At 68.2% G+C, this 22430-nt stretch carries 29 protein-coding genes; 27 read left to right on the forward strand and 2 right to left on the reverse strand.

Annotation, left to right across the window (positions count from 1 at the left end; all coding sequences use genetic code 11):
* The 26 genes from MOX02_RS17670 to MOX02_RS17795 all read left to right on the forward strand — a co-directional run.
* A partial coding sequence (locus tag MOX02_RS17670; protein ID WP_507762758.1) for a collagen-like domain-containing protein occupies window positions 1-553 on the forward strand: 553 nt, incomplete at its 5' end.
* Window positions 544-1203 carry a hypothetical protein gene (locus tag MOX02_RS17675; protein WP_147027113.1) on the forward strand — a complete coding sequence of 220 codons (660 nt, stop codon included), beginning with the start codon at window positions 544-546 and terminating at the stop codon, window positions 1201-1203. The genes MOX02_RS17670 and MOX02_RS17675, both read left to right, overlap by 10 nt.
* On the forward strand, window positions 1200-1535 hold the full coding sequence (locus MOX02_RS17680; protein ID WP_147027114.1) for a hypothetical protein: 336 nt from the start codon (window positions 1200-1202) through the stop codon (window positions 1533-1535). Before MOX02_RS17675 ends, MOX02_RS17680 begins: the two co-directional genes overlap by 4 nt.
* Complete coding sequence (locus tag MOX02_RS17685) at window positions 1535-2215, forward strand: hypothetical protein (protein WP_147027115.1); 681 nt, start codon at window positions 1535-1537, stop codon at window positions 2213-2215. Before MOX02_RS17680 ends, MOX02_RS17685 begins: the two co-directional genes overlap by 1 nt.
* A 1-nt stretch (window position 2216) precedes the next feature.
* Window positions 2217-2627, forward strand: coding sequence for a phage tail terminator-like protein (locus MOX02_RS17690; RefSeq protein WP_147027116.1), 411 nt, complete (start codon window positions 2217-2219; stop codon window positions 2625-2627).
* Between the two features lie 36 nt (window positions 2628-2663).
* The gene (locus tag MOX02_RS17695) at window positions 2664-3596 is read left to right on the forward strand and encodes a phage tail tube protein (protein WP_147027117.1); all 933 of its coding nucleotides are present in this window, start codon (window positions 2664-2666) and stop codon (window positions 3594-3596) included.
* Entirely contained in the window at window positions 3593-3781 is a 189-nt protein-coding gene (locus MOX02_RS17700) for a hypothetical protein (protein ID WP_147027118.1), read from the forward strand. The genes MOX02_RS17695 and MOX02_RS17700 overlap by 4 nt, the downstream gene beginning before the upstream one ends.
* On the forward strand, window positions 3778-4191 hold the full coding sequence (locus tag MOX02_RS17705) for a phage-derived protein YdaY family protein (protein WP_147027119.1): 414 nt from the start codon (window positions 3778-3780) through the stop codon (window positions 4189-4191). The genes MOX02_RS17700 and MOX02_RS17705 overlap by 4 nt, the downstream gene beginning before the upstream one ends.
* A gap of 56 nt (window positions 4192-4247) precedes the next feature.
* Complete coding sequence (locus MOX02_RS17710; protein ID WP_444980203.1) at window positions 4248-4532, forward strand: phage tail assembly chaperone; 285 nt, start codon at window positions 4248-4250, stop codon at window positions 4530-4532.
* A 75-nt stretch (window positions 4533-4607) separates the two neighbouring features.
* Window positions 4608-7343: a phage tail length tape measure family protein gene (locus MOX02_RS17715; protein WP_147027120.1), complete on the forward strand. Its 2736-nt coding sequence runs from the start codon at window positions 4608-4610 to the stop codon at window positions 7341-7343.
* Between the two features lie 18 nt (window positions 7344-7361).
* Entirely contained in the window at window positions 7362-7661 is a 300-nt protein-coding gene (locus tag MOX02_RS17720) for a hypothetical protein (protein WP_147027121.1), read from the forward strand.
* A gap of 13 nt (window positions 7662-7674) precedes the next feature.
* Window positions 7675-8100 carry a hypothetical protein gene (locus MOX02_RS17725; protein ID WP_147027122.1) on the forward strand — a complete coding sequence of 142 codons (426 nt, stop codon included), beginning with the start codon at window positions 7675-7677 and terminating at the stop codon, window positions 8098-8100.
* 6 nt (window positions 8101-8106) lie between these two features.
* Entirely contained in the window at window positions 8107-8472 is a 366-nt protein-coding gene (locus tag MOX02_RS17730) for a phage tail protein (protein ID WP_147027123.1), read from the forward strand.
* The gene (locus MOX02_RS17735; RefSeq protein ID WP_147027124.1) at window positions 8469-9197 is read left to right on the forward strand and encodes a phage minor tail protein L; all 729 of its coding nucleotides are present in this window, start codon (window positions 8469-8471) and stop codon (window positions 9195-9197) included. The genes MOX02_RS17730 and MOX02_RS17735 overlap by 4 nt, the downstream gene beginning before the upstream one ends.
* Window positions 9175-9993: an NlpC/P60 family protein gene (locus tag MOX02_RS17740; RefSeq protein ID WP_147027125.1), complete on the forward strand. Its 819-nt coding sequence runs from the start codon at window positions 9175-9177 to the stop codon at window positions 9991-9993. The genes MOX02_RS17735 and MOX02_RS17740 overlap by 23 nt, the downstream gene beginning before the upstream one ends.
* Window positions 9978-10547: a tail assembly protein gene (locus MOX02_RS17745; protein ID WP_147027126.1), complete on the forward strand. Its 570-nt coding sequence runs from the start codon at window positions 9978-9980 to the stop codon at window positions 10545-10547. Before MOX02_RS17740 ends, MOX02_RS17745 begins: the two co-directional genes overlap by 16 nt.
* 30 nt (window positions 10548-10577) lie before the next feature.
* Window positions 10578-15935 (forward strand): TipJ family phage tail tip protein, encoded by a 5358-nt coding sequence (gene gpJ / locus MOX02_RS17750; RefSeq protein ID WP_147027127.1) that lies wholly within the window; start codon window positions 10578-10580, stop codon window positions 15933-15935.
* 3 nt (window positions 15936-15938) lie between these two features.
* Window positions 15939-16376: a hypothetical protein gene (locus MOX02_RS17755; RefSeq protein WP_147027128.1), complete on the forward strand. Its 438-nt coding sequence runs from the start codon at window positions 15939-15941 to the stop codon at window positions 16374-16376.
* 3 nt (window positions 16377-16379) lie between these two features.
* Window positions 16380-16793: a hypothetical protein gene (locus tag MOX02_RS17760; RefSeq protein WP_147027129.1), complete on the forward strand. Its 414-nt coding sequence runs from the start codon at window positions 16380-16382 to the stop codon at window positions 16791-16793.
* The gene (locus tag MOX02_RS17765; protein ID WP_147027130.1) at window positions 16793-17278 is read left to right on the forward strand and encodes a hypothetical protein; all 486 of its coding nucleotides are present in this window, start codon (window positions 16793-16795) and stop codon (window positions 17276-17278) included. The genes MOX02_RS17760 and MOX02_RS17765 overlap by 1 nt, the downstream gene beginning before the upstream one ends.
* Entirely contained in the window at window positions 17278-18174 is an 897-nt protein-coding gene (locus MOX02_RS17770) for a hypothetical protein (RefSeq protein ID WP_147027131.1), read from the forward strand. Before MOX02_RS17765 ends, MOX02_RS17770 begins: the two co-directional genes overlap by 1 nt.
* 68 nt (window positions 18175-18242) lie before the next feature.
* Window positions 18243-18908, forward strand: a complete 666-nt coding sequence (locus MOX02_RS17775; protein WP_147027132.1) for a glycoside hydrolase family 108 protein — start codon at window positions 18243-18245, stop codon at window positions 18906-18908.
* Window position 18909: 1 nt separating this feature from the next.
* Entirely contained in the window at window positions 18910-19449 is a 540-nt protein-coding gene (locus tag MOX02_RS17780) for a hypothetical protein (protein WP_147027133.1), read from the forward strand.
* A gap of 3 nt (window positions 19450-19452) precedes the next feature.
* On the forward strand, window positions 19453-19794 hold the full coding sequence (locus tag MOX02_RS17785; protein ID WP_147027134.1) for a hypothetical protein: 342 nt from the start codon (window positions 19453-19455) through the stop codon (window positions 19792-19794).
* A gap of 14 nt (window positions 19795-19808) precedes the next feature.
* Window positions 19809-20060 (forward strand): hypothetical protein, encoded by a 252-nt coding sequence (locus MOX02_RS17790; RefSeq protein WP_147027135.1) that lies wholly within the window; start codon window positions 19809-19811, stop codon window positions 20058-20060.
* An 8-nt stretch (window positions 20061-20068) separates the two neighbouring features.
* On the forward strand, window positions 20069-20662 hold the full coding sequence (locus MOX02_RS17795) for a hypothetical protein (RefSeq protein WP_147027136.1): 594 nt from the start codon (window positions 20069-20071) through the stop codon (window positions 20660-20662).
* A gap of 64 nt (window positions 20663-20726) precedes the next feature.
* On the opposite strand, the gene MOX02_RS31880 is transcribed toward MOX02_RS17795, so the two are convergent.
* A complete protein-coding gene (locus tag MOX02_RS31880) occupies window positions 20727-20963 on the reverse strand; it encodes a hypothetical protein (protein ID WP_210250392.1) in 237 nt (78 codons plus the stop codon).
* A 167-nt stretch (window positions 20964-21130) separates the two neighbouring features.
* Here MOX02_RS31880 and MOX02_RS17805 point away from each other — a divergent pair, with 167 nt between their 5' ends.
* Window positions 21131-21832 (forward strand): sigma-70 family RNA polymerase sigma factor, encoded by a 702-nt coding sequence (locus tag MOX02_RS17805; RefSeq protein ID WP_147027182.1) that lies wholly within the window; start codon window positions 21131-21133, stop codon window positions 21830-21832.
* 97 nt (window positions 21833-21929) lie between these two features.
* On the opposite strand, the gene MOX02_RS17810 is transcribed toward MOX02_RS17805, so the two are convergent.
* Window positions 21930-22277 (reverse strand): DUF1236 domain-containing protein, encoded by a 348-nt coding sequence (locus MOX02_RS17810; RefSeq protein ID WP_147027138.1) that lies wholly within the window; start codon window positions 22275-22277, stop codon window positions 21930-21932.
* Between the last annotated feature and the right edge of the window lie 153 nt (window positions 22278-22430).

Genomic DNA, 22430 nt, shown 5'->3' on the forward strand with positions numbered 1-22430 from the left:
TGACGGGAAGGATGGTCAGGATGGTCGCGACGGGGTCGGCCTCGCCTCCGCGCTGATCGGCCGTTCCGGAGAGCTGGTGATTACGCTCACGAATGGCGAGACCCGAGAGCTTGGCGCTGTTGTCGGACGTGACGGTCGCGATGGCGCCGACGGGGCTCCCGGTCGTGACGGCGAACGCGGCGCTGACGGTCTCGGCTTCGAGGACATGGACGAGTCCCTTGAGGACGGCGGGCGCACCATCGTCCGGCGCTATCGCCGCGGAGACGAGGTCAAGGAGTTCCGGCACGCCCTGAGCGTCCCGCTCGACCGGGGCGTCTACAAGGCGGGAGAGACCTACAAGCCCGGCGACGGCGTCACCTGGGGCGGCTCATGGTGGCTCGCGCAGAAGGAGACCAGCACCCGGCCTGGCGAGAGCGACGATTGGCGCCTCGCTGTAAAGCGCGGGCGCGATGGCCGGGATGGCAAGGACGGCGAGCGCGGGCCGCAGGGCAAACAGGGCGAGGCCGGCCGAGACTTGACGCAGATCGGCGCCGACGGAGCGAAGTGGCGATGAGCGTCAGCATAATCACGCCCGCTACGGCCAAACGTCTCACGACGCCCGCCAACGTGCGTGGCGATCTCGGTCTCGCTGCGACCGCGCCACCTGAGGCCCAGCTCAACCGCTGGATCGATCAAGCCTCGGCGCGCGTGGCGAGCTACTGCCGACGGCAGTTCGGCCGAGAGACGGTGCGCGAGCGAATTGCGCTCTGCCTGTCGAGCGCCGCCAACGGCGGAGCCGACCTCTTGCTCGACCGCTGGCCGGTGGTCCGCATCCTTGGGGTGACCGCCGACAGCGTAACGCTGTCGCCGGGAACCTATGAGACGGACGGGCGCTCGGTGTTTCTGCTGCAGGACGGCCAGCAGAAGGGCTGGAGCGGCCGGATCGCGGTCGTGGACTACGAGGCCGGCTGGCTCCTGCCCAGCGAGAGCCGCGGCGATCCACCGATCACCACCGCGCCCGACCTGCCCGCGGATGTCGAGGCGGCGGTGATCAAGCTGGTGGGGGCCGCGATCTCCGCGAACGGACGCGATGCGCTGATCAAGAGCGAGGACGTCGTGGGCGTTGGCTCGACCTCCTGGTACGTGCAGGGCGTCACCGCCGCCCTGCCGCATCCGGAGGCCGAGGCGGCACTTGCCGGCTATCGGCGGCTGCTCTTTGCATGACGCCTGCTCAGGCCATCGCCGCGCTCGACCGCCAGATCGCGCAGCACGGCCAGGACGTGCAGCTGCGCCCCACTGCGGCTGATCCCGATGCGGCCGGCGCGACGGTGCGCGCGTTCGTGCGCGGCTACCAACCGGAGGAGCTCGGGGGCGGTGTCCAGCAGGGCGACACGCTGATGATCCTCTCGCCCACCCACCTCGCGGCCGCGAGCATCGAGACCATTGAGCGCGGCGACGGAGTCAGCGTCGCCGGTCGCGCCCGCTACGTTGAAGTCGCCAACCCGGTCGTGCTGAACGACGTGGTGGTCCGGATCGAGTGCGCGGTGCGCGGCTGATGGCGACCCGCACCTCTGTCCGCGTCGACCCGGTCGCGCGCGACATCACCCTGATGCTCGACGACACCCTGTCGCCGGATGCTCAAGCAGCGTTGCTCGCGGGGGCCGCGCGCGAGGCGCTCGGCGATGCACAGGACATGAACCGCCAGGCCCTCGGCTACGTGCCTGAGCACGAGACCTTCGTGGACGGCGCGCGGCGCGACGACCTCACGAAGCTGACCCCGCGCAGCACGATCCTGTTCGAGTTCAAGCTGCTGACCGACATTGTCGAGTGGATCGACGAGCAGCTGATCATCCACTCGCCCGTGCGGACCGAGCGCTTCGCCCGCAGCCATGTGTGGTTCGCCGACGACGTCGAGATGGACCCGCTGAACCCGCCGCCCGCCGAGCAGTACGTGGTGCTGAACGCCCAGCCCTACGCCCGCAAGATCGAGCGCGGGCTGTCCTCACAGGCGCCGGCCGGCGTCTATGAGGGCGTGGCGACCCTGGCAAAGCGGCGGTTCGGCAACGTGGCCTACGTCGGCTTCAGCTACCGCTCGTTCCCGGGCGGCGCCATTGGGAAGTGGGCGCAGACGGCCAGTGCGGAGAAGCTCTCGCGGAACGTCCGTGGTGGGCGCGTCGGCGCACGCCAGGACTGGCTGACGCGCCAGCCTGCCATCCTGATCGACCAGGGCCGCTGACATGCCTCTGAAGCTCGTCGCCGACGCGATCGAGGCGCGCCTCGCGGACACCTGGGATCGTTGTCCAGTGTTCGGGATCAACAAGCAGGGTGACGCACCGAAGGACGGCAGCCCGTTCGTGCAGGTGTCCTACCCGGTCGCGAACGGCGAGCAGCTCACCGTCGGCGCGCCGGGCGAGAACGTCTGGCGCGAGACCGGCACCTTCCGCCTCGTGATCAACAGCCGCCGCGGCCGCGGCGTGATCGAGGGGCTGACCTGGGCCGACGAGCTCGCCGCGCTGTTTCGCGGCAAGGAGTTCTGCGGGGTGCAGACCTTCGCGCCGTCTTCGCCAGTCATCGATGACCGTAACGAGGAGGGTATGTACTTCGTCCTCAGTATAAGTTGCCCGTATCAGGCGGATATCTTTGGCTGAACCCGCGCGCATTGACCCCAAGACCAGGAGACCACCATGGCTATTGCCTCGGGCAGTGGGCGTCGGATCGCCTATGTCGCCGAGACCGTGTTCGGCACCACGCCAGGCACCCCTTCGTTCAAGATCTTCCGCTCGACCGGCGGTGGCCCGCGGACGAACAAGACGACGGGCACCTCCGACGAGATCCAGCCCGATCGCAACGTGCGAGATGAGTTCCAGCTCGGCCAGGATGTGGCGGGCGACTACAACTTCGAGCTCGCCTACGGGAACCTCGATGACCTCCTCGAGGGCGCGCTGTTCTCGGCCTGGGCGACGAACGTCCTCAAGAACGGCTCGACCCTGAAGAGCTTCACGATCGAAGAGACGCTCGATCTCCAGGGCGGCAACTCGTTCTCGCGCTTCTCGGGCGCCGTCGTGAACACGCTGTCGCTCAACATCGCATCGCGCGCGGCGATCACCGGCGCCGTCGGCATCATGGCGCAGAAGGAAGCGATCGACACCGCGATCGTCGCGGGCGCCACCTATGCGGCGCCCGGTACCGAGCCGATCTCGACCGCCTCGGCGAACGTGGCGAGCCTGACGCTCTCGGGCGTGACGCCGAACCCGAAGGTCCGCAGCCTCACCCTGGAGGTGAACAACAACCTCCGGACCCGTCCGCTCGTCGGCAACCTCTACACCGACAGCCTCGGCTATGGGATGTGCGACGTGACCGGCACGCTGGAGTGCTACTTCGAGAGCAACACGCTCTACGCGGCGGCCCTCGCTCACTCCGGCGGCGGCGCCCTGTCATTCACGGTCGGGAACGCGCCGAACAAGAAGTACACCGTCCTGGTGCCGAAGCTGATCCTCGGCAATGCCGAACGGCGGCCGGGCGGGAACACCGACGACGTGATGGTCTCCATCCCGTTTCGCGGCGTCTACGACAGCGCCGCGGCCTGCAGCCTTCAGATCACGAGGGCCGTGTCGTGAAGACGATCCGCATCACAGAGAACTTCGACAGCTACCCGAACGGGAAGGACCGGCGGACCTTCACGAAGGGCGAGGAGCCTGAGCTGTCGAATGAGCACGCCGACCTCCTCATCAGTAAGGGGCTGGCAGAAGATCTCGCGCCCGCCGCCCGGCACACCACCTCGAAGAAGGACACGGACGCGTGAAGCTCTCCGCCATCAAGGTCGACTCCGCGCGGCTCGGGCAGGGCCGTTGGATCGGCGAGATCCCCGAGATGGGTGATCTCCGCCTCCGGGTCCGTGGCATCGGCAACACCGAGTACCGCCGCCTGCAGTCGAAGCTGTTCGACGCAGTGCCGCGCTCGAAGCGGGTGCACGGCCGCATCGACCCCGACGAGGTCGACCGCATCACGGCACAGTGCCTTCTCGATACGGTGCTGCTCGACTGGGAGGGCCTCACCGCCGACGACGGGGCGACGATCCCCTACTCGCGCGACCTCGCCGAGCAATATCTGACCGACCCGGACTTCGCCCGGTTCCGGCAGGCGGTGTCCTGGGCGGCGACGGTCGCGGCCGACGAGGTCGCCGGCAACGACGAGGTCGACCGGGGAAACTGACCCAAGCGCTCCGCTGGCACCTCGAATGGGCTGAGCGCGCCGCGTGGCTGGCGGATCTGGCGGAGGAAGAGCGCACGGTGCCGGCGGCGCTTCTCGCGCGGCCGGACCTGCCCGAGCATCTCACCTTCGCGTGGGACGCATTCTGGGACCTATCCAATGATCGCGCGCTCGGCTTCGGTGTCGTCGGCCCCATCCCGTGGTCGTCGATCGACCGCTATGCCGGGCGCGTTGGCGTCTCGGACCCTGAGGAGTTCGAGCGCCTCGTGCGCCTCATCCGCGCGATGGACGCCGTCTGGCGCGAGCGGATGCGCGAGGAGATGAAGGCGGCCGACAACCCCTAAGTCAGTCGGCTTCGATCCTGCACCGCTGAAATCCCAGAGGCCCGCCGGCGACGGCCGGGCCCGCGAGGTCGTGCCATGGTCAGCCTCAACACGATCCGCACGATGACGGTCCGCTACGTCTCCGAGGGCGCGGAGAAGATGCGGGGCGACGCCGATGCGGTTGCCATGTCGCAGGAGCGGATGGGCCAAGCGGCCAACCAGTCCGCAACCGTGACGGAGCAGTCCGCGCGCCGGCAGCTGTCTGCGGCGAGTGCCTATGACCGGCTCCGGCAGCAGATCGATGATGCGTACCGCGCGCAGCAGCGCCTTGACCGCGCCAGCGGCGTGATCGACCGGACCTTCAACCAGGGCCTGATCGACGCGGCTGAGCGCGAGCGGGCGCTTGCCATGGCTCGCGCGCGGTTCATGCCGTCCGCCGTCAGCGAGAACGACAACGTGCCGGGACGGCGCGGGCTGGACGCCAATCAGCGCCGGGACCTGATGTACCAGGGGGGCGACGTGGTTGCCTCGCTCGGCTCCGGCGCCGGCCTCGGCACCGTCGCGTTCCAGCAGGGGCCACAGATCCTGCAGGGCCTCGCGGCGGGCGAAGGCGGCCTGCGGGGCGGCCTGAAGGCACTGGGCGAGAGCGCCCTCGGCCTGGTGACACCGTTCAACGTCGCAGCGGCGGCAGCCGCTGCAGCGGGCACCGCCTTCACGGCCGCTGCCGTCTCGGCGTCGCGCGATCAGGAGGTGCTGGAGCGCGCCACGCAGGGCCTGGGGCGTGCCACCGGCGCCACCGCATCGCAGCTCGACGCTCTCGCTCGCGCAAACGCTGAGGCAGGCAAGATCTCGACGGGCACCGCTCGCGAGATAGTGGCCGCTTATGCCTCGACCGGTCAGCTGGCTCTGCCGGTGATCGGCGACCTCACCCGTGTGACGTCGGAGTACGCGCGCCTGACTTCACACGAGGCGCCGGCCGCGGCAGCCGAGCTGGCGCGCATGTTCGCGGATCCGGCCAAGGGCGCCGACGATCTCGCTGCGAAGATTGGCGGCCTCGACGACCGCACCCGACAGCTGATCCAGACGCAGATGGAGCAGGGTGACCGCTCGGCTGCGCAGGAGACGCTGGCCGCGTCTCTGAAGTCGCAGATCGACGCGAATGCGGCCGCGACCACCGGCTGGGCGGCGGCATGGAACACGGTCACCGGCGCCGCGGACCGTGCCTGGGAGGCGCTGAAGCGCGCGGCCGGCGCAGCCACGGGGCTGGCGCCGGAATCTGCTGCGGACGCAGCGGCCCGCCTGTCCGCCCGCGTCGAGAATAAGAACCAAATCCGTGCGGCGATCGGTTTGCAGCCGCTGGGCCTCGGAGACTCCCTCGTGGCGGAGCGCGACGCGGCCCGCCTCGTCGCCGACACCGAGCGCCGCCAAGCCGAGGCCCGCGCTGCCGAGGAGCGCGCGGCCGCTGCCTCGCGCGCCGCCGGCAACATCGCCCGTGACATCGACCCGAACGGCTCCCGCCTGTCGGACCTGCTGAAGAAGCAGTCGGACCTGCGCGATGCGCTCGCCGATCCGCTCGCCCGCAGCAAGCTCGCCGACCAAGCGCAAACCGAGGAAGCCTACACCGCCGTCACGCGCGCCGTGGACACGCTCCGCGACTCCACCGGCAAGCTGATCAGCCAGGAGGAGATGGCGCGCCGACAGGACCAGCTGCGCCTCGATTCCATCAACGCCAAAACCGAGGCCGAGAAGCGCTCCGTCGCCGAGCGGCAGAAGGCCTTCGATCTTATCGGAAAGGCCATCACGCCGGGCGGCGCTCGCGGCCAAGTCGAGCGCGCTGGAGCGATCGCTGCAGCCTCAGAGGCGAAGAGCGGTGGTGGCAAATCCGACAGCGAGCGCCGCGATGACTTCGACCGCGCCGTGCGCTCGCAGGAGGACCGCATCCGCCGGCAGCAGCAGGAGGCGGAGACCTATGGCATGGGCGCCGCGGCCGTCGCACGGTACCGGGTCGAGCAGGAATTATTGACCGCGGCCAAGCGCGCCGACCGCGAGATCACGCCGGAGCTCTCCGCCCAGATCAAGGGCTACGCTGGCCAGGCGGCAGCCGCGGCCGAGCGCCTTGACGACCTGCGCGAGCGGATGCGCTTCGACGACGCCGTGCGCGGCGCCGGCCGGGACGCTCTCGGCGGCTTCCTGCGCGATATCCGCCAGGGTGCCACGGCAGCCGACGCTATGGCGAACGCGGTCGACCGCATGGCCGATCGCCTGCTCGACCTCGCGTCGGACCAGATCTTCTCCTCGTTGTTCGGCGCGCGCGGCTCCGCGAACGGCGGCCTGCTGGGCAACCTGTTCGGCGGTGGTTCCGGCTCTGGCGCAGGTAGCCCGAGCCTCATGGACTTCTTCTCCGGCAATTTCTTCCCGAAGTTCGCGGCCGGCGGATACACGGGCCCGGGCGGGCGTCTCGAACCGGCCGGGGTGGTCCACCGGGGGGAGTACGTCTTCGATGCCGCCGCCGTGCGCCGGATCGGCCTTGCGCCGCTCGAGGCGATGCGCGCGGGCTTGCGCGGCTACGAGGCGGGCGGGCCGGTCGGCGGCTGGACCGCGCAGGACATCGCGGCGGCCAGGTCAGGCGCCGCAGGCGGCGGGGTCAAGGTCTCGATGCCGGTCTCCGTCAGCATGCAGGGTTCGTCCGGCAACGCCGCCCAGGATCAAGCCCACGCCGAGCAGACCGCCAAAGCCATGCGGCGCGAGATGGAAGGCGCCTTTGCGGGTTGGGCCCAGCGCGAGATGCGCCCGGGCGGGATGCTGCATCAGGCCGGCTCGCGCCGCTTCTAACCGGAGACCCTATCACTCATGGATTTGAAGCCCCCGATCGATCGCGGCGCCGAGCTCGTACAGAGCGGCGACGCGGCGCGCCAAGCGCCCGGCGACGTGCCGATGCCGACCGCCGAGAACGAGCCGCCGTGCCTGTTTCGCCCAGGCGCCGGCATCACGGCCGCAGATGTCGCCGAGATCACCCTCATGTTCCTGCTCGACATGAGCGGCAGCCCCTACAACCCGCCCCCCGGTGGCCTGCGCGACATCGCCCTGCGGGCAGAGCGGGTCGCGCAGCTCTCGCCGAGCGCCCGCCAGTTCCTGAAGCCCGTCGCGTAAGGAGACCGCACCCATGTCACGTTCCAAGAAATTCGTCGTGGCCGGAGTGGCCGCAGGCATGATTCCGCGCGGCACGCCGACCGCGCTGTTCTTCCGCGGCGTCGACCGGTTCGCCGACGCCCGCGGCACCATCGAGATCGAGGGCTCGGACGGCGAGAAGCTCGAAGCCCGCGTCGTGAACGCCGAGGCCGGCCGGCTCTTCGATCTCGCCAACCGCTACGCGGGACAAAGCGTATACGCGCAGGCCGGGCCCGCGCAGGCCGCCGGGTACACCGGAGCCTACACGCTGGGCATGTTGGTCGGTGGCGTCAACGGCGCCACGGCGCTCTTCGATGCGCTCGAGAACGACAGCGACCCGGCGGCGCTTGCCGTGACCGAACCCTACACCGTGGTGGTCGTGCAGCTGCCGGTACCGGTGCCAGCGGCGCCGGGCGTCTGACGCCCGATGCCCTATCCGGCCTTCCCGACGCTCGGCCGGGGCACGTCCGGCCCGGTCGCGCCCGGGTCGAGCAAGCAAGTCGCGCCGGCCATCCTGACCGCCAACTTCGGCGGGCGGTACTCGCAACGGACCGGCGACGGCATCAACCCGCTGCCGCGCGACTTCACCTACCGCTCCGCGATCCTGCCGTCCGCCGGCATCCAGACCCTCGAGGACTTCCTCGGTGAGCGGGCCGGCTACAAGCCCTTCACCTTCCTGCCCCCGGGCGAGCCGGCCGCGCGCCAGTTCACCTGCGAGGAGTGGAGCGTCGACTACACGAGCGCCCTGTTCTGGACGCTCACGGCGACGTTCAAGGAGAACTTCGACCCGTGACGCAACCGAATGCCGCCATCCGCCGGGCGGGGCAGAGCCTCACGCCCGGCGATCTCGTCGCGCTCTACGTGATCGACCTATCGCCGCTCGGCGTGCCCCAGCAGTTCGCCTTCACGCCCTCGACGAAGAAGACGTCCGCCATGCCATTCCAGGGCATCCAGTACCAGCCGGTCGACGTGCGGTGCGAGGGGTTCGAGTACACGGGCAAGGGCGCGATGCCCCGGCCGAAGATCAGCGTCTCGAACGCGACGCGGCTGATGTCCTCAGCCTCGCTGCTCTACGATGACCTGATCGGCGCCAAGCTCATCCGCACCCGCACCTACACGCAGTTCCTGGACAACGGCGCCACACCCGATCCGGAAGCGGCCTACGCGCAGGACATCTTCTTCTTCGATCAGAAGACCCGGCACACCAAGCGGGTGATCGAGTGGGAGCTCGCCTCGGCGATGGATCAGGAGGGCCGCGCGCTGCCCGGTCGCCTGATCGTGCGCGAGATCTGCCTGTGGCGGTACCGGCGCTGGGACCCGGCCGCCGGGGCGTTCGACTACAGCCACGTGAAGTGCCCCTACACGGGCGGGCAGGCCTACGACGTCGATGGCAATCTGACGACGCCCGACAAGGACACGCCCAGCCGCCACATCAACACCTGCTGTAAGGCCCGCTTCGGCGCGGCCGCGCAGCTGCCGTTCGGAGGATTCCCCGGTGTTGGCCGCGTTCGCGTTTGATCACGGGCTAAACGACCGCTGGCGCGCCGCGGTCGACGCGCACAAGGCGCACGCGGCGGAGGCCTGGCCGCAGGAGGCCGGCGGTGTGATCGACCAGGAGGGCCGCTATCACGCCTGCTCGAGCATCGCGGCGGACAAGATCGCGCACTTCGAGATCCACGAGGACGAGATGGAGGCGGTGTGCGGGCATCGGCCGGCCGCCATCCTGCACTCGCACTGCTCGAGCGAGGACGAGCAGGGCAAGATCGTCCCGCCCCAGGACTGCCCCTCGGCGCAGGACATGCGCTCGCAGATGGACTGGGCGGTGCCGTGGGGCATCTCGCTCGTGACCGAGGGTGGCGCCACGGACCCCTTCTGGTTCGGCGACCAGGTCGAGCGCCCGGCGCTGCTCGGGCGTTCGTTCCGGCACGGCGTGGACGACTGCTACAGCCTCGTGCGGGACTGGCACCGGCAGGTAGCGGGCATCGAGATCCCCGACTTCGTGCGCGAACCCGACTGGTGGGCGCCGCATGAGGGCGAGCCGCCGCTCGACCTCTACGCGCAAGGCTTCGAGCAGGCCGGCTTCGTGCGCGTCGACCGCGGCCGCGACAGCATCCTGGCTGGCGACTGCTTCATCTGCTCGGTGCGCTCGCCCGTCCTGAACCACGCCGGCGTCTACATCGGTGGCGGCCTGATCCTGCACCACCTCGCCGGCATGTGCTCGGCCCGCGATCCCGCGGCGGTGTGGCGGCCGAAGCTCGACTTCCTCGTCCGGCACCGCGACCTCCCGGAGGACTTCGTATGCTCCGAACTGTGAGGCTCTACGGCTCGCTCGCGCGCGAAGTCGGGCCGTCATTCAAGCTCGACGTCCGGTCGCTGGCAGAGGCCTGCCTCGCGCTCGGCAGCCAGATCCCAGGTTTCCGCAGGGCAATCGAGGAGGGCCGTTTCCGGGTCACCTGCGGCGCTTCTCGCGGCAGAGGGCTCCGGCTCGGTGAGGACCAGATCACCTTCGGCCTGCCCAAAGGTGACCTGCACATTGTGCCGGTGGCGAGCGCGGCCAAGTCCGGCGCCGGCATCGGCAAGATCATCGTGGGCACCCTGATCGCCGCGGCGACTTGGTGGGCGGGCGGGCCCATGTGGCTTGTCGGCATGGGCGCCTCGCTTGCCCTCACCGGCGTCGCGAGCCTGCTGACGCCCAAGAAGAAGACCGAGAAGGAGCGCCGCAGCTACATGTTCGACGGCGGCAACAACACCTCGGATCAGGGTGGCTGCGTTCCGGTCCCGATCGGCCGCTGCATGCTGACCGGCATCACGATCTCGGCCGGCGTCACGACCGACTACGGCAACGGCCTTCCCACCGCCCGCATCTGATCGCTCGCGCCGGCGCTCCCCAGGGGAACCATGGACAGCTTCAACCGAGACGACGACGGGGCGCCGGTCCCGGCCGAGGACTCGCGCGCGCTCGTCGAAGCCGCGAAGACCTCCGGTTCGAAGACCGGCGGCGGCGCCAACGTCCCGAAGGACACGCTCTTCACCAACGCGACGGTGCGGCTCGTCGACCTCCTCGGAGAGGGCGAGATCAACGGCATCGTCGGCGGCCTGAAGGGCGTCTACCTCAACAACACGCCCATCGAGAACGCGGACGGCTCGCGCAACTTCCAGGGCATCTCCCTCGACTCCCGGACAGGCACGCCGGGGCAGACCTACATGCCCGGCTATCCGGACGTAGAGACGTCGCAAGAAGTCGGCGTGCAGGTCAAGAAGGCGCTTCCCGTCACCGCCACGGTGACCGATCCGAGCGCCGACCGCGCGCGCATCACGCTGCAGATCCCCTCGCTGCTCTATGCCGACAGCAAGGGGAACGTGAACGCGTGGCGCATCGACTTCCTGATCCAAGTCCGGTACTCGGGCGGCCCCTGGGTCAATCAGCTCGGCGCCCTGGCCGTGCAGGGCAAGGCGTCCTCGGCCTTCTTCCCGAGCTACGAGATCGATCTTCCCCGCAACCCCGGCGGCGCGTCGGCGCCCTGGCAAATCCAGGTGGTGCGCCTCTCGGACGACACCGAGACCTCGAACGCGCAGTTCCCGAACATGCAGTTCGCGAGCGACCTGATCTACCAGTCGCTCACGACCATCGTGGACGCGAAGTTCACCTACCCGGGCTCGGCCATCGTCGGCATCACGGCCGATGCCAGCCAGTTCGGCTCGAGTCTGCCGCAGCGGCAGTACCTCGTGGACGGCATCAAAATGCGCGTCCCGACGAACTACGACCCGGTGGCGAGGACCTATGCCGGCATCTGGGACGGGACCTTCAAGGAGGCCTGGTGCAACAACCCGGCCTGGGTCCTGTACATGCTGCTCGAGAACGATCGCTTCGGCCTCGGCCAGCTGATCGATGTCTCGGCGGTCGACAAGTGGTCGCTCTACCAGATCGGTGCCTATTGCGACGGGCTCGTGCCGGATGGGAAGGGCGGGCAGGAGCCGCGGTTCACCTTCAACGGCGTGATCGCCGAGCAGCAGGACGCCTTCGACCTCCTGGAGCTCGTCGCCCAGGTTTTCCGCGGAATGACCTATTGGTCCTCTGGCACGGTGACCGCGACGCAGGATCGCCCGGGTGACGTGAAGCTCCTCGTCACCGAGGCGAACGTCATCGACGGCGAGTTCTCCTACGCCTCGTCCGGCCGTCAGGCGCGGCACACGGTGGCGATCGTCGCCTGGAACGACCCGACCGACCTCTACCGGACGAACTACGAGGTCGTGGAGGACCCGGCCGGCGTCGCCCGCTACGGCTACAACCCGACGAAGGTCGACCTCCTCGGCTGCACCTCGCGCGGCCAGGCGCACCGTGCCGGCCTCTGGACGCTCCTGACCGAGCTTCAGGAGACGCAGGTCCTCACCTACCGCGCCGGCCTCGACCACGCGGTGGTGCGCCCAGGCGACCTGATCGCCGTGCAGGATCCACAGATCGCGGCGGTAGATCTGTCCGGCCGCGTGCTCGCCGGCTCGACGGCGACCGTGTTGCGTCTCGACCGCCCGGTGACGGTCGGCTCCGGGGCCACGGTTTCCGTGACGATGCCGGACGGCACCGTGGCGGAGCGCGGCGTGCAGCCGGCGACCGCGGCGACGGAGGTCGCGCTCACCGGCGCGCTGCCGGCGGTTCCGGACCCGGCCGCCGTATGGGTGGTCGCGACCTCGCTGAAGCCACAGCTGTTCCGGGTCATCTCGATCCGGGAGGCTGAGCCGCACATCTACGAAGTCACGGCTCTCCAGCACGAGCCCGGCAAGTACGCGACCGTCGACACCGGGGCTCCCTTCGAGGAGCTGCCGATCTCGAATTTCCCGACAACGGTTCTCCCGCCGACCAACCTCGCCGTCATCGAGTCGGTCTATTACGAGCTGGGGCAGGCCAAGCAGTCCCTCACGTTCTCCTGGACCGCGGGCCAACCGTTCAACTCGGTCGGCTACTTCGTGACCGCGATCAAGCCCGATGGCGCGATCATCACGCTACCGCGCCGCGCCTCCGCGTCAGCCGACTTCACCGACGTGGCGGCCGGCACGTGGACCTTCATCGTGACGGCGATCGGCCTCACGGGTGCGATCTCGGCGCCGGCGCAGATCACCTACGACGTGGTCGGCTGGGGCGGCCGCCAGGCCGCGAAGGTGGTCAACCTCCAGGTGCTCGGCGGCGGCCAGACCTTCGTGGGCCGCGCCTGCACCGTCGAGTGGGACTACGACTTCCCGGGCGGCTACGCCGCCTACCCCATCCGGCCGGTCGTCTACGTCTACGACGCCAGCTCGGGCGCGCTCCTGCACCGCGAGATCCTCGCGACGGGGGCGGAGGAGTGGACCTACGCCTACGACGTGAACGTGAACGAGGGCGGCCCGCGCCGCCAGTTCCGCGTGGCCGTCGCCGCCACGGACCCGGCGGGCGCGGAGGGCAACCAGGCCTCGCTTCTGGTCAACAACCCGCCGCCGGCTCTGGTAAATCCGGATCTCGACTCCGCGCCGGGCTTCCTCTTCATCGCGATTGACCAGCCGTCCGATAAGGACTGGGTCGGCTACCTGCACTGGATCTCCAGCACTTCGGGATTCGGCCCCCTCGTGACGCCGCCGACGCTCGACGTCGGGAGCAACTTCACGAGCGTGCCCCGCAGCAGCGGCACCTACTATGTGCGCTCGGCCGCCTACGACGCTTTCGGCAAGACGCCCGGCGAGCTGAACATCTCCGCGGAGGAGATGGTCACGATCTCGGATGTGGCGTTGGATCCGACCGACCCGGGCATCCCGCAGGGCCTCGCGCTCACCACGGGAGTCGACGTCGCTCCGGACGGCACGGTGACGGGCTGGGTCAAGGGCACTTGGACGGCGCTCACGACGGCGAACCTCGGATTCTACGAAGTCGCCATGCGGGAGGGTGCGGGCGGCTGGATCACGGTCGGCTCAGTTGAGAAGGCGGTTCAGGAATTCACCCGCCGCGGCTTGGTGCCGGGCTCGACCGTGAGCATGCGCGTCCGCTCGGTCTCGGAGAACGGATTCGGCATCTCAGGCTGGTCGATGGTCCAGACCATCACCGTGGCGCTCAACACGACACCGCCAGGGCCCGCGACGAGCCTCACCGGGAACGCGGCCGCTCAGACCGCGACGCTGCGCTGGACGAATCCAGCGGCCAAGGATCTCGCCTACGTCGAGGTGTGGGAGGGCGCGACGAACGTCCTCGTCAACGCGACGCAGATCGGCTCCGCGACGCGAGACTACTTCGTGCGCTCGGGCCTCACGCCGGGGCAGACGCGCTACTACTGGGTCCGCCCGGTCAACACGTCCCGCGTGCCGGCAGCGAGTTACACGGGCCCGCTGGCGCTGACCACCATCAAGATCGACGGCGTCTACATCAGCGACGACACGATCACCGCGGCCCAGATCGCCGGTAAGACGATCACCGCCGACGAGATCGCCGGCCAGACAATCACGGCCGCGGAGATCAAGACCGGCACAATCACCGCCGATCAGATCAACATGGCGACAATCAAGCTGGGGCCGGACGGCATCCTGGTCGGGGATGGCACCCTCTCGAGCGTCTTCGCGGGCAGCAACTCCACCAAGATCAACGGGGGAGCACTTCTCGCCAACACGATCGGCGCGAACCTCCTGAAAATCGGCGTCCGCGGTATCACAGTCGCCGGCATCGAGTTCGCGATGGAGCGCGACGCAAACGGCGCGCTGACCGGCAAGCTGACCTGGACGGCCGGCACGATCTCCTATGTCGGCGACGACGGCACGGTCGCTGTGCACAGCATCGCGGCCGGCTCGCTCGTGACGAACGGTGTCCGCAGCTACGTCTGGTGGTGCCGGCGCGCGGGCGTGAACACGGTGCTCCAGGCGCAGAACGACACGGCGACACCCTCAGTCGCGGCGTTCATCAACACCGACATCGACAACATCATCCTGTGCGTGTCCTCGGGCACCACGGGACTCATGCCGATCTACGGTGGCACCATCATCGACGGGACCAAGATCACGACGCGCTCGATCGCGGCGGAGATGATCGCTTCGGACGCGATCCAGACCCGCCACATGACCGCCAACTCGATTCAAGGCGACCGCATCCAGGCCGGCACGATCAACGCCAACCGCTTGCAGGGCGACACGACGCTGACGAACCGGCTCTTCATCGGCTCGGACCGGTTCCAGATCCAGCAGCGCGGGGCGGCTTACGACGTCAACGGCAACCCCGCCCGCTACGGCGGCGCCATTGGCATCCTCGACAACGGCACCTTCGACGGCAACGTGCGCTGGCGCGTGGCGCTGGGCGCGCTGCGCGACTGGACCGGCGTCAACGACGATTTCGGCCTGATCCTCTGGGACAGGCAGGGGCGCGAGATCCTGCATTCCGGCGACAGCGCGGGCGCGCGCATCAACGCGCTGGCGCTGGTGAACACGACAGGCTCGGGCGTCAACATGCTCCCAAACTCCGACTTCTCGATGAATACCCTGGCCTTCTGGGGGCCGCTCTACAACAACACGGGCGTCCCGCCGGTCGGTTCGCTCAACGACAACTTTCGCGGCGTGCAATACACGAACGTCTGTCAGGTCCGTGAGCTGGCCGGCGGCCTTCTGCACGGCGGCAACGTCTGGGACTGGGTCAATATGGGCCCGATGGGCCGGATCACGGTCAAGCCGAGCCAGCGTTACGAACTCTCGCTCTACATCGGGACGCTGGGCTGCACCGCCGAGGTCCATATCTGGTGGTTCGACGGCAACGGCGCTGTGGTCGGCGAGAGCGTGCCGGCTGGGGCGGTCAAGGACGACGGTTCGACCCAGGCCAGCACGGTCGGCCAGATGAACTTCGGCACGACCTTCCATCTCGGCCAGTATGCCCGGATCGGCGGGTTCGCGACGGCACACCCCTCGGCCGTCTCGGCGCTGGTCGGCATCCGCTGCTACGGCGCCGGCACGGGCAACGACGCCTACGCCTGGATCACGCAGGCTTATTTCGGCGAGGCCGGGGCGCAGCAGACCCGCCTGTCGGCGTGGTCGCCCTCCGACGTCGTCAAGCAGATCACGGCCGGCAACGTCTCGACCTATATCGCGAGCGCCGCGATCGGCGAAGCCTACATCGGGCAGCTCTCCGCCTCGAAGATCACGGCCGGCTCGCTGTCAGCTTTCACGGCTGTTCTCGGCACCGTGACCTCGGGATTGATCCGCTCGCCTGACAGCCGAATGCAGATCAACCTCGACGCCGGTCGCATCGAAATCTACGACTGAGACATGGCACAGCGCGTCATCGTAGGTCGGCATCCTGACGGAGCTGTCGGCCTCTTCATCTCACGGCCCGGCGTCAACGTCGGGGACGTAGGCTCAGGCGATTACAACAATCTCTGGTTCTCGACCCAATTCGCGAACGTCGGGACGGTGCTCGCCAAAGGAACGTGCGGGCTGAACCAAGACGTCTGGTTCGGCGATCCGGGGTATGTGCCGCTGATCCGCTTCGAGGAATGGACCGGGTCGGCAGCGATTACATATCCGAATTTCGGCTTCCCGTTCTCGGCGAATGGGAGGTTCTACCGGGCGGACTGGACGCGGTATCAGCTCGGGCATCTCGCCCGTAACGGCTTCCGCATCATCAAGCGCGATCCCGCCACGGACAGCGGCGCGGTCTCGCCGACGTTCCGCTGGCTCGCCTACACCATCCCGGCTTGGGGCTGAGCGATGCCGCTGCGCGTCTACATGATCCCGGGGCAGATCGCTGTCACGAAGCCGGGGAAGGAAGTCCACGGCGGCCGGCCCGACGATTACCTGCTCATCATCGGCTACAAGACCGATCACATGATGATGCAGGGCTACGCGGCGATCGATGGTGCCCGCAATATGTGGACGGCCTTCTCGGAAGTATTCCCGCAGGCGCCGGACGTCTGGTGGCAGATGTTCTACGGGGACCGCGTCGTAGTCCCACCGGCCCGCTGGTTTCCGCAGGCGCAGCAGTTCGTCCAATCGACGGTGGCGAACCTCACGATCGCGCAGAACGCCTGGACCGCCAACTTCCCGATCGCCTCTAACATCGCGGGCGCCCCGGCCGAGCCGACCGGCGTCATCTTCACCGTCCATAGGCGAGGGCAGCTCTGATGGGCATGTCGATGCGCTTTATGCGCCCGGTCGACGGCGCGGGCGGCCGCGTCGACCCGATGCGCGTGCTGACCCATTCCGGGTACCAGCCGAACGACCTCAGCGACGAGGTAATGTTCTCCGGGCTGTGGCCGGCCATGTACTACGATTGGGCGCAGTGGCGCCTCGACGTGAACGCCGCCGCTGACTTCACGTGGCAGCCGCAATGGGACTCAGGCCGGCAGTTCATCACCTACCCTAACCTGCACATGGTCTATATTCGCGACGACGGCGGGATCACGTATCCCTACGTGCGCTCACTCAATAACCGACCGACGCAGGCCAGCACGACCTACAGCCTCGACGGCATGGCGCGCCTCCAGGGCGAAGTCGTCCACCGCGGCGGCAACGTCTTCTCGGTACAAGTCATCATGCAGCAGATCAATTACCGTGAATTCATCTCGGGTTATCTGCGCATGTTCCTTATCGGTAGAGGCATGAACTGATGGTCGGGATCTTTCTCACGCTGAAGCGCGTGCAGGGCAGCGGCTACGTCGCTCAGACGACGATGCAGCCGCCCGACGAGGCAGCGCAAGCTGCCCTGTTCCGCGAGAAGGGCATCCCGTTCGTCGTCATCCCCCTGGACGAGCATTCGGGCTGGGTCGAAATGCAGCCGGAAGGCGCCTTCACGTTCCGGCCGCGCGGCGAGTTGCCGGGCGAATTCAGCAAGACAGAGCTGCTGCCGGGAGAAGAGACGACGTTCCCGAACCTGCCTGCCGGCACGAAAATTCATGTGCAGGGACCGGTCTCGGCCATGCTCGATTGGGACGCGGACGGGGAGGAGAAGAAGGACGCCAGCTTCGGCATCACGCTCCCGGGCACGTACCGCTTCATCGTGGAGTCGTTCCCCTTCGAGCGCCGCCTTTTCGACATCACTGTCGCCATGCCGTCGGCCGACGCGAGGTCGGTCGAGCAGGCCGAGACCGTCATCGGCCCTGACGCCGCGCAGATGCGCGAGCTGGCGAAATACTCGGCGATGCGCTTCTTCGTGCAGGCGGCCGAGAACGATAAGGTGCCGGCGACACTGCGCGCGATGTACGTGCGCAAGCTCGAAGAGGCGAAGGCCGTGCTCGCGGGCGGCACGTCTGCCTTCATCGAGGCGGAGATCGCGACGCGCAAGGAAGCCGACCCGACGTTCCAGGCGACGCCTCAACAGTGGGCGGAGGTCATCGTGGGGATGGCCGCGCAGTCCGATCAGATCGAGCTGCAACGCATGCGCGTCTCGGCCGAGCTGGACGCCGCGCCGGCCGACGTCCTAGCGATCCTCGGCGTGCTCGCCAAGCACAAGATCGCGCTGGAGACGTCGCCCACCAGCACCAACGGAACGTGGGCGCCGATGTAGCGCGCCGCCTTCAAACCTTCGTTCACGGCCGCTTGCGAGCGGCGCTCTTTGACATCGTGGAGATCCCCATGGCCGCCGCCAACTTCGAGCGGGCGCTCGCGCTCGTCCTGCAGCACGAAGGCGGGTACGTCGATCACCCTGCCGACCCCGGCGGTGCGACGAACCTCGGCGTGACGATCGGCACGCTCTCGGGTTGGCTCGGCCGGCCGGCAACCAAGGCCGAGGTGGGAGCGCTCACCAAAGCGACAGTCGCGCCGATCTACCGGAAGAACTACTGGGACGCGGTTCGCGGCGACGATCTTCCCGGCGGGGTCGACTACTGCGTCTTCGATTTCGCCGTGAACTCAGGCCAGGGACGCGCGATCCCCTCGCTTCAACGGGCGATCGGCGTGGCAGACGACGGCGTGATCGGACCCATCACGCTCGCCAATGTCGCCTCGCGCTCAAGTGCGCAGATCATCGAACGGATCTGCGACGACCGCATGGTGTTCCTGCGCCGCCTCTCGACGTGGCCGACCTTCGGCAAGGGCTGGACGAAGCGGGTCGAGGGCGTGCGGGTCGAAGCGCTGGCGATGGCCGCGGCCGCGGCGCTGGTCGCCTCGTCGCGGCCCGTGCCAGCTCCCGCGAAGCCGATCCCGGCGCCCGCCATCACCTCTCCGACGCAGCCTGTGCCGACCGTGAAGACGGGCGGCCTCCTCGCGGCCATCGCCGCCCTCTTCAAGAAGGCCTTCTGACATGGACTGGTCGCAACTTGCCGGGCAGCTCGCCCAGATCGGTCTGCCGGCGCTCGGCACCCTGTTCGGCGGCCCGCTGGGCGGCACGGTCGGCGCCGTGGTGGGCAAGGGCGTTGCAGCTGCACTCGGCGTGCCTGCCACGCCCGAGGCGGTCTCCCAGGCCGTCGCCGCAGACCCAACCGGGTCGGCCGTGAAGCTCGCCGAGATCGAGGCCGAGACGAAGCGGCAAGACGCCTACCTCGCCGACCTCGCCGACGCCCGAAACATGCAGATCGCGCTCGTACAGACCCACTCTTGGGTCCAGAACATGCCAGCGATCGTGACGCTGCTCATCTTCTCGGCCTGGATCGTCCTCTCGGTGGCGCTCTACTTCGTGCAGGCCGAAATCCCGGAGCGCGTCTACCAGCTGCTGAGCCAAGCTTACGGCGCAGCGAACCTCGCCCTCGGCACCGCCATCGCGTTCTGGCTGGGGTCCTCGCGCTCGAGTCAGGTCAAGGACAGCCAGATCACCGCGCTCTTGCCAGCTGCCACCCGGCGCTGAGCCGTGACCGCGCTTGAGATCGCGGACCTCCTCAAGGACTATGGCCCTTGGGGGCTCTGCGGCCTGTTCGCTCTCGTCATTGTCGTCCTCGATCGGCGGCTCCAAGCCTGTCAGGACGCGCGCATCGCGGACGCGAAGGTCAGCGCCGCCGCGATGGAGCGGCAGACCAGCACGAACACCGAGACCGCTACGGCTCTGAACGCGATGCGCGAGGGGCAGACGGAGGTCATGCGCGTCGTCACGCTCCTGCAGCGCGACGTCGAGAACGACGACGAGCGGCTCCGTGAGAAGCTCGAAGGACTCGCGCGCGTGGTCGAGAACGTCTGCCGCCGAGGGGCGCAATGATCCGGAGGATCAGGATGCTGCTCGATCGGCTGTTCTCGTCGCGCTGCTCGCACGAGTCCGAGCGGCTTCAGCGAGCGGCACATCTCCACGCCATTTCGGCCCAGGCTGTCTCATCGGCCGCCCGCAAAACACGGCGCCGGGTCAGCGACATGAAGGTGACGGCCGACGCAGTGGAGCGACGAGCGCGCGAGCGGGGCGTGGTCTTGGCTGTCGAGGACGTCCTCCGCCTCAGAAGTTTCGGCGGTCCCGGTGATGGTGAGGGATGACCGTGTTCGTGAACATCTACGCTGACAACCGACCCGAGAACATCAAGAGCATCATTCTCTGGGCGGCCGCCCTCCTCTTCCTCGGCTACACCGTGATCAACGCCTTCGTGCCGAATGGCGAGATGGTCGTCTACGTGCGCATCCTCGACGTGGCCGCCACGGCCGTCGCGCTCTGGATCTTCGCGAAGGACGCCTGGATCGGCGTGCTGCGGCCGGTGCCGAAGCCGCGCGACTTCCTGATCGTGGGCATCTGGCTGAAGTTCCTCTCCGCCGAGCTGCTCGGCATCTACGCGCTGGTCTACCGGCTCGCCGGCACACCCGCCTGGTTCCTCAACAACGAGCTCCTGTCGCCCATCATTCTGATCTCGGTCATCGCGGTGGTGCTGCACGTCTGCACGCCTGGCACGATCGACGGCGTCGTGCCACGGAGGAACCAGTACGCGCTCGCCATTGGTTTCGGGGCCGCAGTGCTAATCACTGGCTTCATGATTGCCAGCAAGCCGGACCTGCAGCCGTACCTCGAGCGCACCCGCCCCTACATCGGCGATTGGTTCCGGACGGGCGAGATCCCGAGCGGCCCGCCGGACCCGCATGCGAGTTGAACAAGCTGGCAGCATGACACTACGGACGGCGTCGCGCTCCTGAATGCAACCGGCAGAGCAAATCCTATTGGGGCGGTGGCCTGAGCGCTCTGAGCATCGCCCGCAAGTCCATGCCGGGCCGCTCGGCTTCCCAGCGCACCAGTGGAGCGCCGCAGGCCGCCATCATTGCGCGCAAGTCCTCGACGCATCGCTCGGCCTCGGCAAGCGTCAGAAACCCGCAGCGCCAGTGCACGGAACCGGCCGCCGAGGCAGCCACGACTGCGAACCGCCCATCTGGATGGTCGACGATGCTGTAGGTCACTGTTCGCGCCATTTCCCCGATCGCACTGGCTTGCAAAGGACGGCTGCAACGCGAGGGTCGCATGGAACGATCCCCTTTACAGCCTAGTTTGATGTTCACTGTACGGTCAGAGTGTTCGGCGTACGCCGCCGTGCATGACTATGAGAGAGAGCAGCAGGTTGAACGACATGCTGATACCAAGCGGGCTCGGTGCGCATCAGCCGGAGGTGCAGGACGCAACAGCTCCGGCTCTCCTGCCTACAGCCATCCTCGATCATCTCGGCTCTGAGCTGCAGGCGGCCTACGGCGCGCTGATGCAGGCCCAGCCGCCGCAGCACCTGCTCGACCTGATCGCACAGCTCGACAGCGCGCTGGCTACCCAGAGCGGGAACGCAGAAGCCTTCCGCGACGGCTTGGTTGCGGTGCTCCCCGATCTTCGGGGCTTTGCGATGTCGCTTGTCCCAGACGCGGCGCGCGCCGACGACCTCGTGCAGGAGACGGTGGTGCGGGCCTGGGCGGCCCAGGATCGCTTCCTTCCGGGCTCGAACTTGAAGGCCTGGCTGTTTACGATCCTGCGCAACCAGTTCTACAGCGAGTGCCGCAAGGGCAAGCGCGAGGTCGAGGACGCGGACGGCACGCTTGCCGGCCAGTTGATCGCACCCGCCGCTCAGGAGCACGGCTCGGATCTGCGCACCATCTGGACGCACATCGCCAAACTGCCTGCCCCCATGCGTGAGGCGCTTCTGCTGGTGGGGGCCCAAGGCCTGACCTACGAGGCTGCGGCCGAGGTGATTGGCTGCCAAGTGGGGACAGTGAAGAGCCGGGTCAGCCGGGCACGCTCGCTTCTGACGAGCCTGCTCGGGACGCCCGCGACGCGGGCCTCCGCTTAGCTCGGGTGATCGGCAGTCTCGCCCTATCAGCAGCAAGCATCTGAAAACCTGCCTGAGGCAGAGGGGCTGCCAGCTGTAGCCGGCAGCCCGCTCGATCTCAGTCGATGGTGGTGATCACCCGGCGCGAGCCGGGATCGACGATGTAGGTGCCGCTGTCCGAGGAGAAGTAGCTGTAGCCCTTCAGGCGCGGGTTGCTGCTGACGATGGTCGAGGGCAGCTGCTGGAACTCAATGTCTGCCGGCACCGTCGAGCCGACAGTCACCCGCTCCTTGAGCTTGACGGGCTTGGCACGCTGCTCGGTGACGTACTTCTTGATGACCGTGCGCTGCTCGGGCGCGATCTCGACCGTGTCGGCGGTTCCGGTGGTCGTGGTGACAGTTGTCTGAGCGACGGCAGCCCCCGAGAGCAGGACCAGAGCAGCAGCGGCGGAGAGCATACGCTTCATCGAGTTCCTCCTGGTGATGTGAGGACCAAACTCACATCTCTGTGAACCGCCTCCCAAACGAGGATCTTGGCGGAAGCGTTCCACTGCTCTGCCGTAGAGGCCATAGGGGTTCGACCCAGCGGGATGCTTCATCAAGTCGGTGCGCGGCAGGCT

Origin of the sequence: Methylobacterium oxalidis (genome assembly GCF_007992195.1) — a bacterium.
Lineage (GTDB): Bacteria > Pseudomonadota > Alphaproteobacteria > Rhizobiales > Beijerinckiaceae > Methylobacterium > Methylobacterium oxalidis.

What these genes read in the sequence shown, in the direction of transcription:
- MOX02_RS17715 (WP_147027120.1), top strand. Translation starts at nt 4,608, where the DNA reads ATGGTCAGCCTCAACACGATCCGCACGATGACGGTCCGCTACGTCTCC.
- gpJ (WP_147027127.1), top strand. Translation starts at nt 10,578, where the DNA reads ATGGACAGCTTCAACCGAGACGACGACGGGGCGCCGGTCCCGGCCGAG.
- MOX02_RS17755 (WP_147027128.1), top strand. Translation starts at nt 15,939, where the DNA reads ATGGCACAGCGCGTCATCGTAGGTCGGCATCCTGACGGAGCTGTCGGC.
- MOX02_RS17680 (WP_147027114.1), top strand. Translation starts at nt 1,200, where the DNA reads ATGACGCCTGCTCAGGCCATCGCCGCGCTCGACCGCCAGATCGCGCAG.
- MOX02_RS17780 (WP_147027133.1), top strand. Translation starts at nt 18,910, where the DNA reads ATGGACTGGTCGCAACTTGCCGGGCAGCTCGCCCAGATCGGTCTGCCG.
- MOX02_RS17810 (WP_147027138.1), bottom strand. Translation starts at nt 22,277, where the DNA reads ATGAAGCGTATGCTCTCCGCCGCTGCTGCTCTGGTCCTGCTCTCGGGG.
- MOX02_RS17685 (WP_147027115.1), top strand. Translation starts at nt 1,535, where the DNA reads ATGGCGACCCGCACCTCTGTCCGCGTCGACCCGGTCGCGCGCGACATC.
- MOX02_RS17790 (WP_147027135.1), top strand. Translation starts at nt 19,809, where the DNA reads ATGCTGCTCGATCGGCTGTTCTCGTCGCGCTGCTCGCACGAGTCCGAG.
- MOX02_RS17770 (WP_147027131.1), top strand. Translation starts at nt 17,278, where the DNA reads ATGGTCGGGATCTTTCTCACGCTGAAGCGCGTGCAGGGCAGCGGCTAC.
- MOX02_RS17725 (WP_147027122.1), top strand. Translation starts at nt 7,675, where the DNA reads ATGTCACGTTCCAAGAAATTCGTCGTGGCCGGAGTGGCCGCAGGCATG.
- MOX02_RS17765 (WP_147027130.1), top strand. Translation starts at nt 16,793, where the DNA reads ATGGGCATGTCGATGCGCTTTATGCGCCCGGTCGACGGCGCGGGCGGC.
- MOX02_RS17690 (WP_147027116.1), top strand. Translation starts at nt 2,217, where the DNA reads ATGCCTCTGAAGCTCGTCGCCGACGCGATCGAGGCGCGCCTCGCGGAC.
- MOX02_RS17695 (WP_147027117.1), top strand. Translation starts at nt 2,664, where the DNA reads ATGGCTATTGCCTCGGGCAGTGGGCGTCGGATCGCCTATGTCGCCGAG.
- MOX02_RS17775 (WP_147027132.1), top strand. Translation starts at nt 18,243, where the DNA reads ATGGCCGCCGCCAACTTCGAGCGGGCGCTCGCGCTCGTCCTGCAGCAC.
- MOX02_RS17805 (WP_147027182.1), top strand. Translation starts at nt 21,131, where the DNA reads ATGCTGATACCAAGCGGGCTCGGTGCGCATCAGCCGGAGGTGCAGGAC.
- MOX02_RS17730 (WP_147027123.1), top strand. Translation starts at nt 8,107, where the DNA reads ATGCCCTATCCGGCCTTCCCGACGCTCGGCCGGGGCACGTCCGGCCCG.
- MOX02_RS17760 (WP_147027129.1), top strand. Translation starts at nt 16,380, where the DNA reads ATGCCGCTGCGCGTCTACATGATCCCGGGGCAGATCGCTGTCACGAAG.
- MOX02_RS17745 (WP_147027126.1), top strand. Translation starts at nt 9,978, where the DNA reads ATGCTCCGAACTGTGAGGCTCTACGGCTCGCTCGCGCGCGAAGTCGGG.
- MOX02_RS17720 (WP_147027121.1), top strand. Translation starts at nt 7,362, where the DNA reads ATGGATTTGAAGCCCCCGATCGATCGCGGCGCCGAGCTCGTACAGAGC.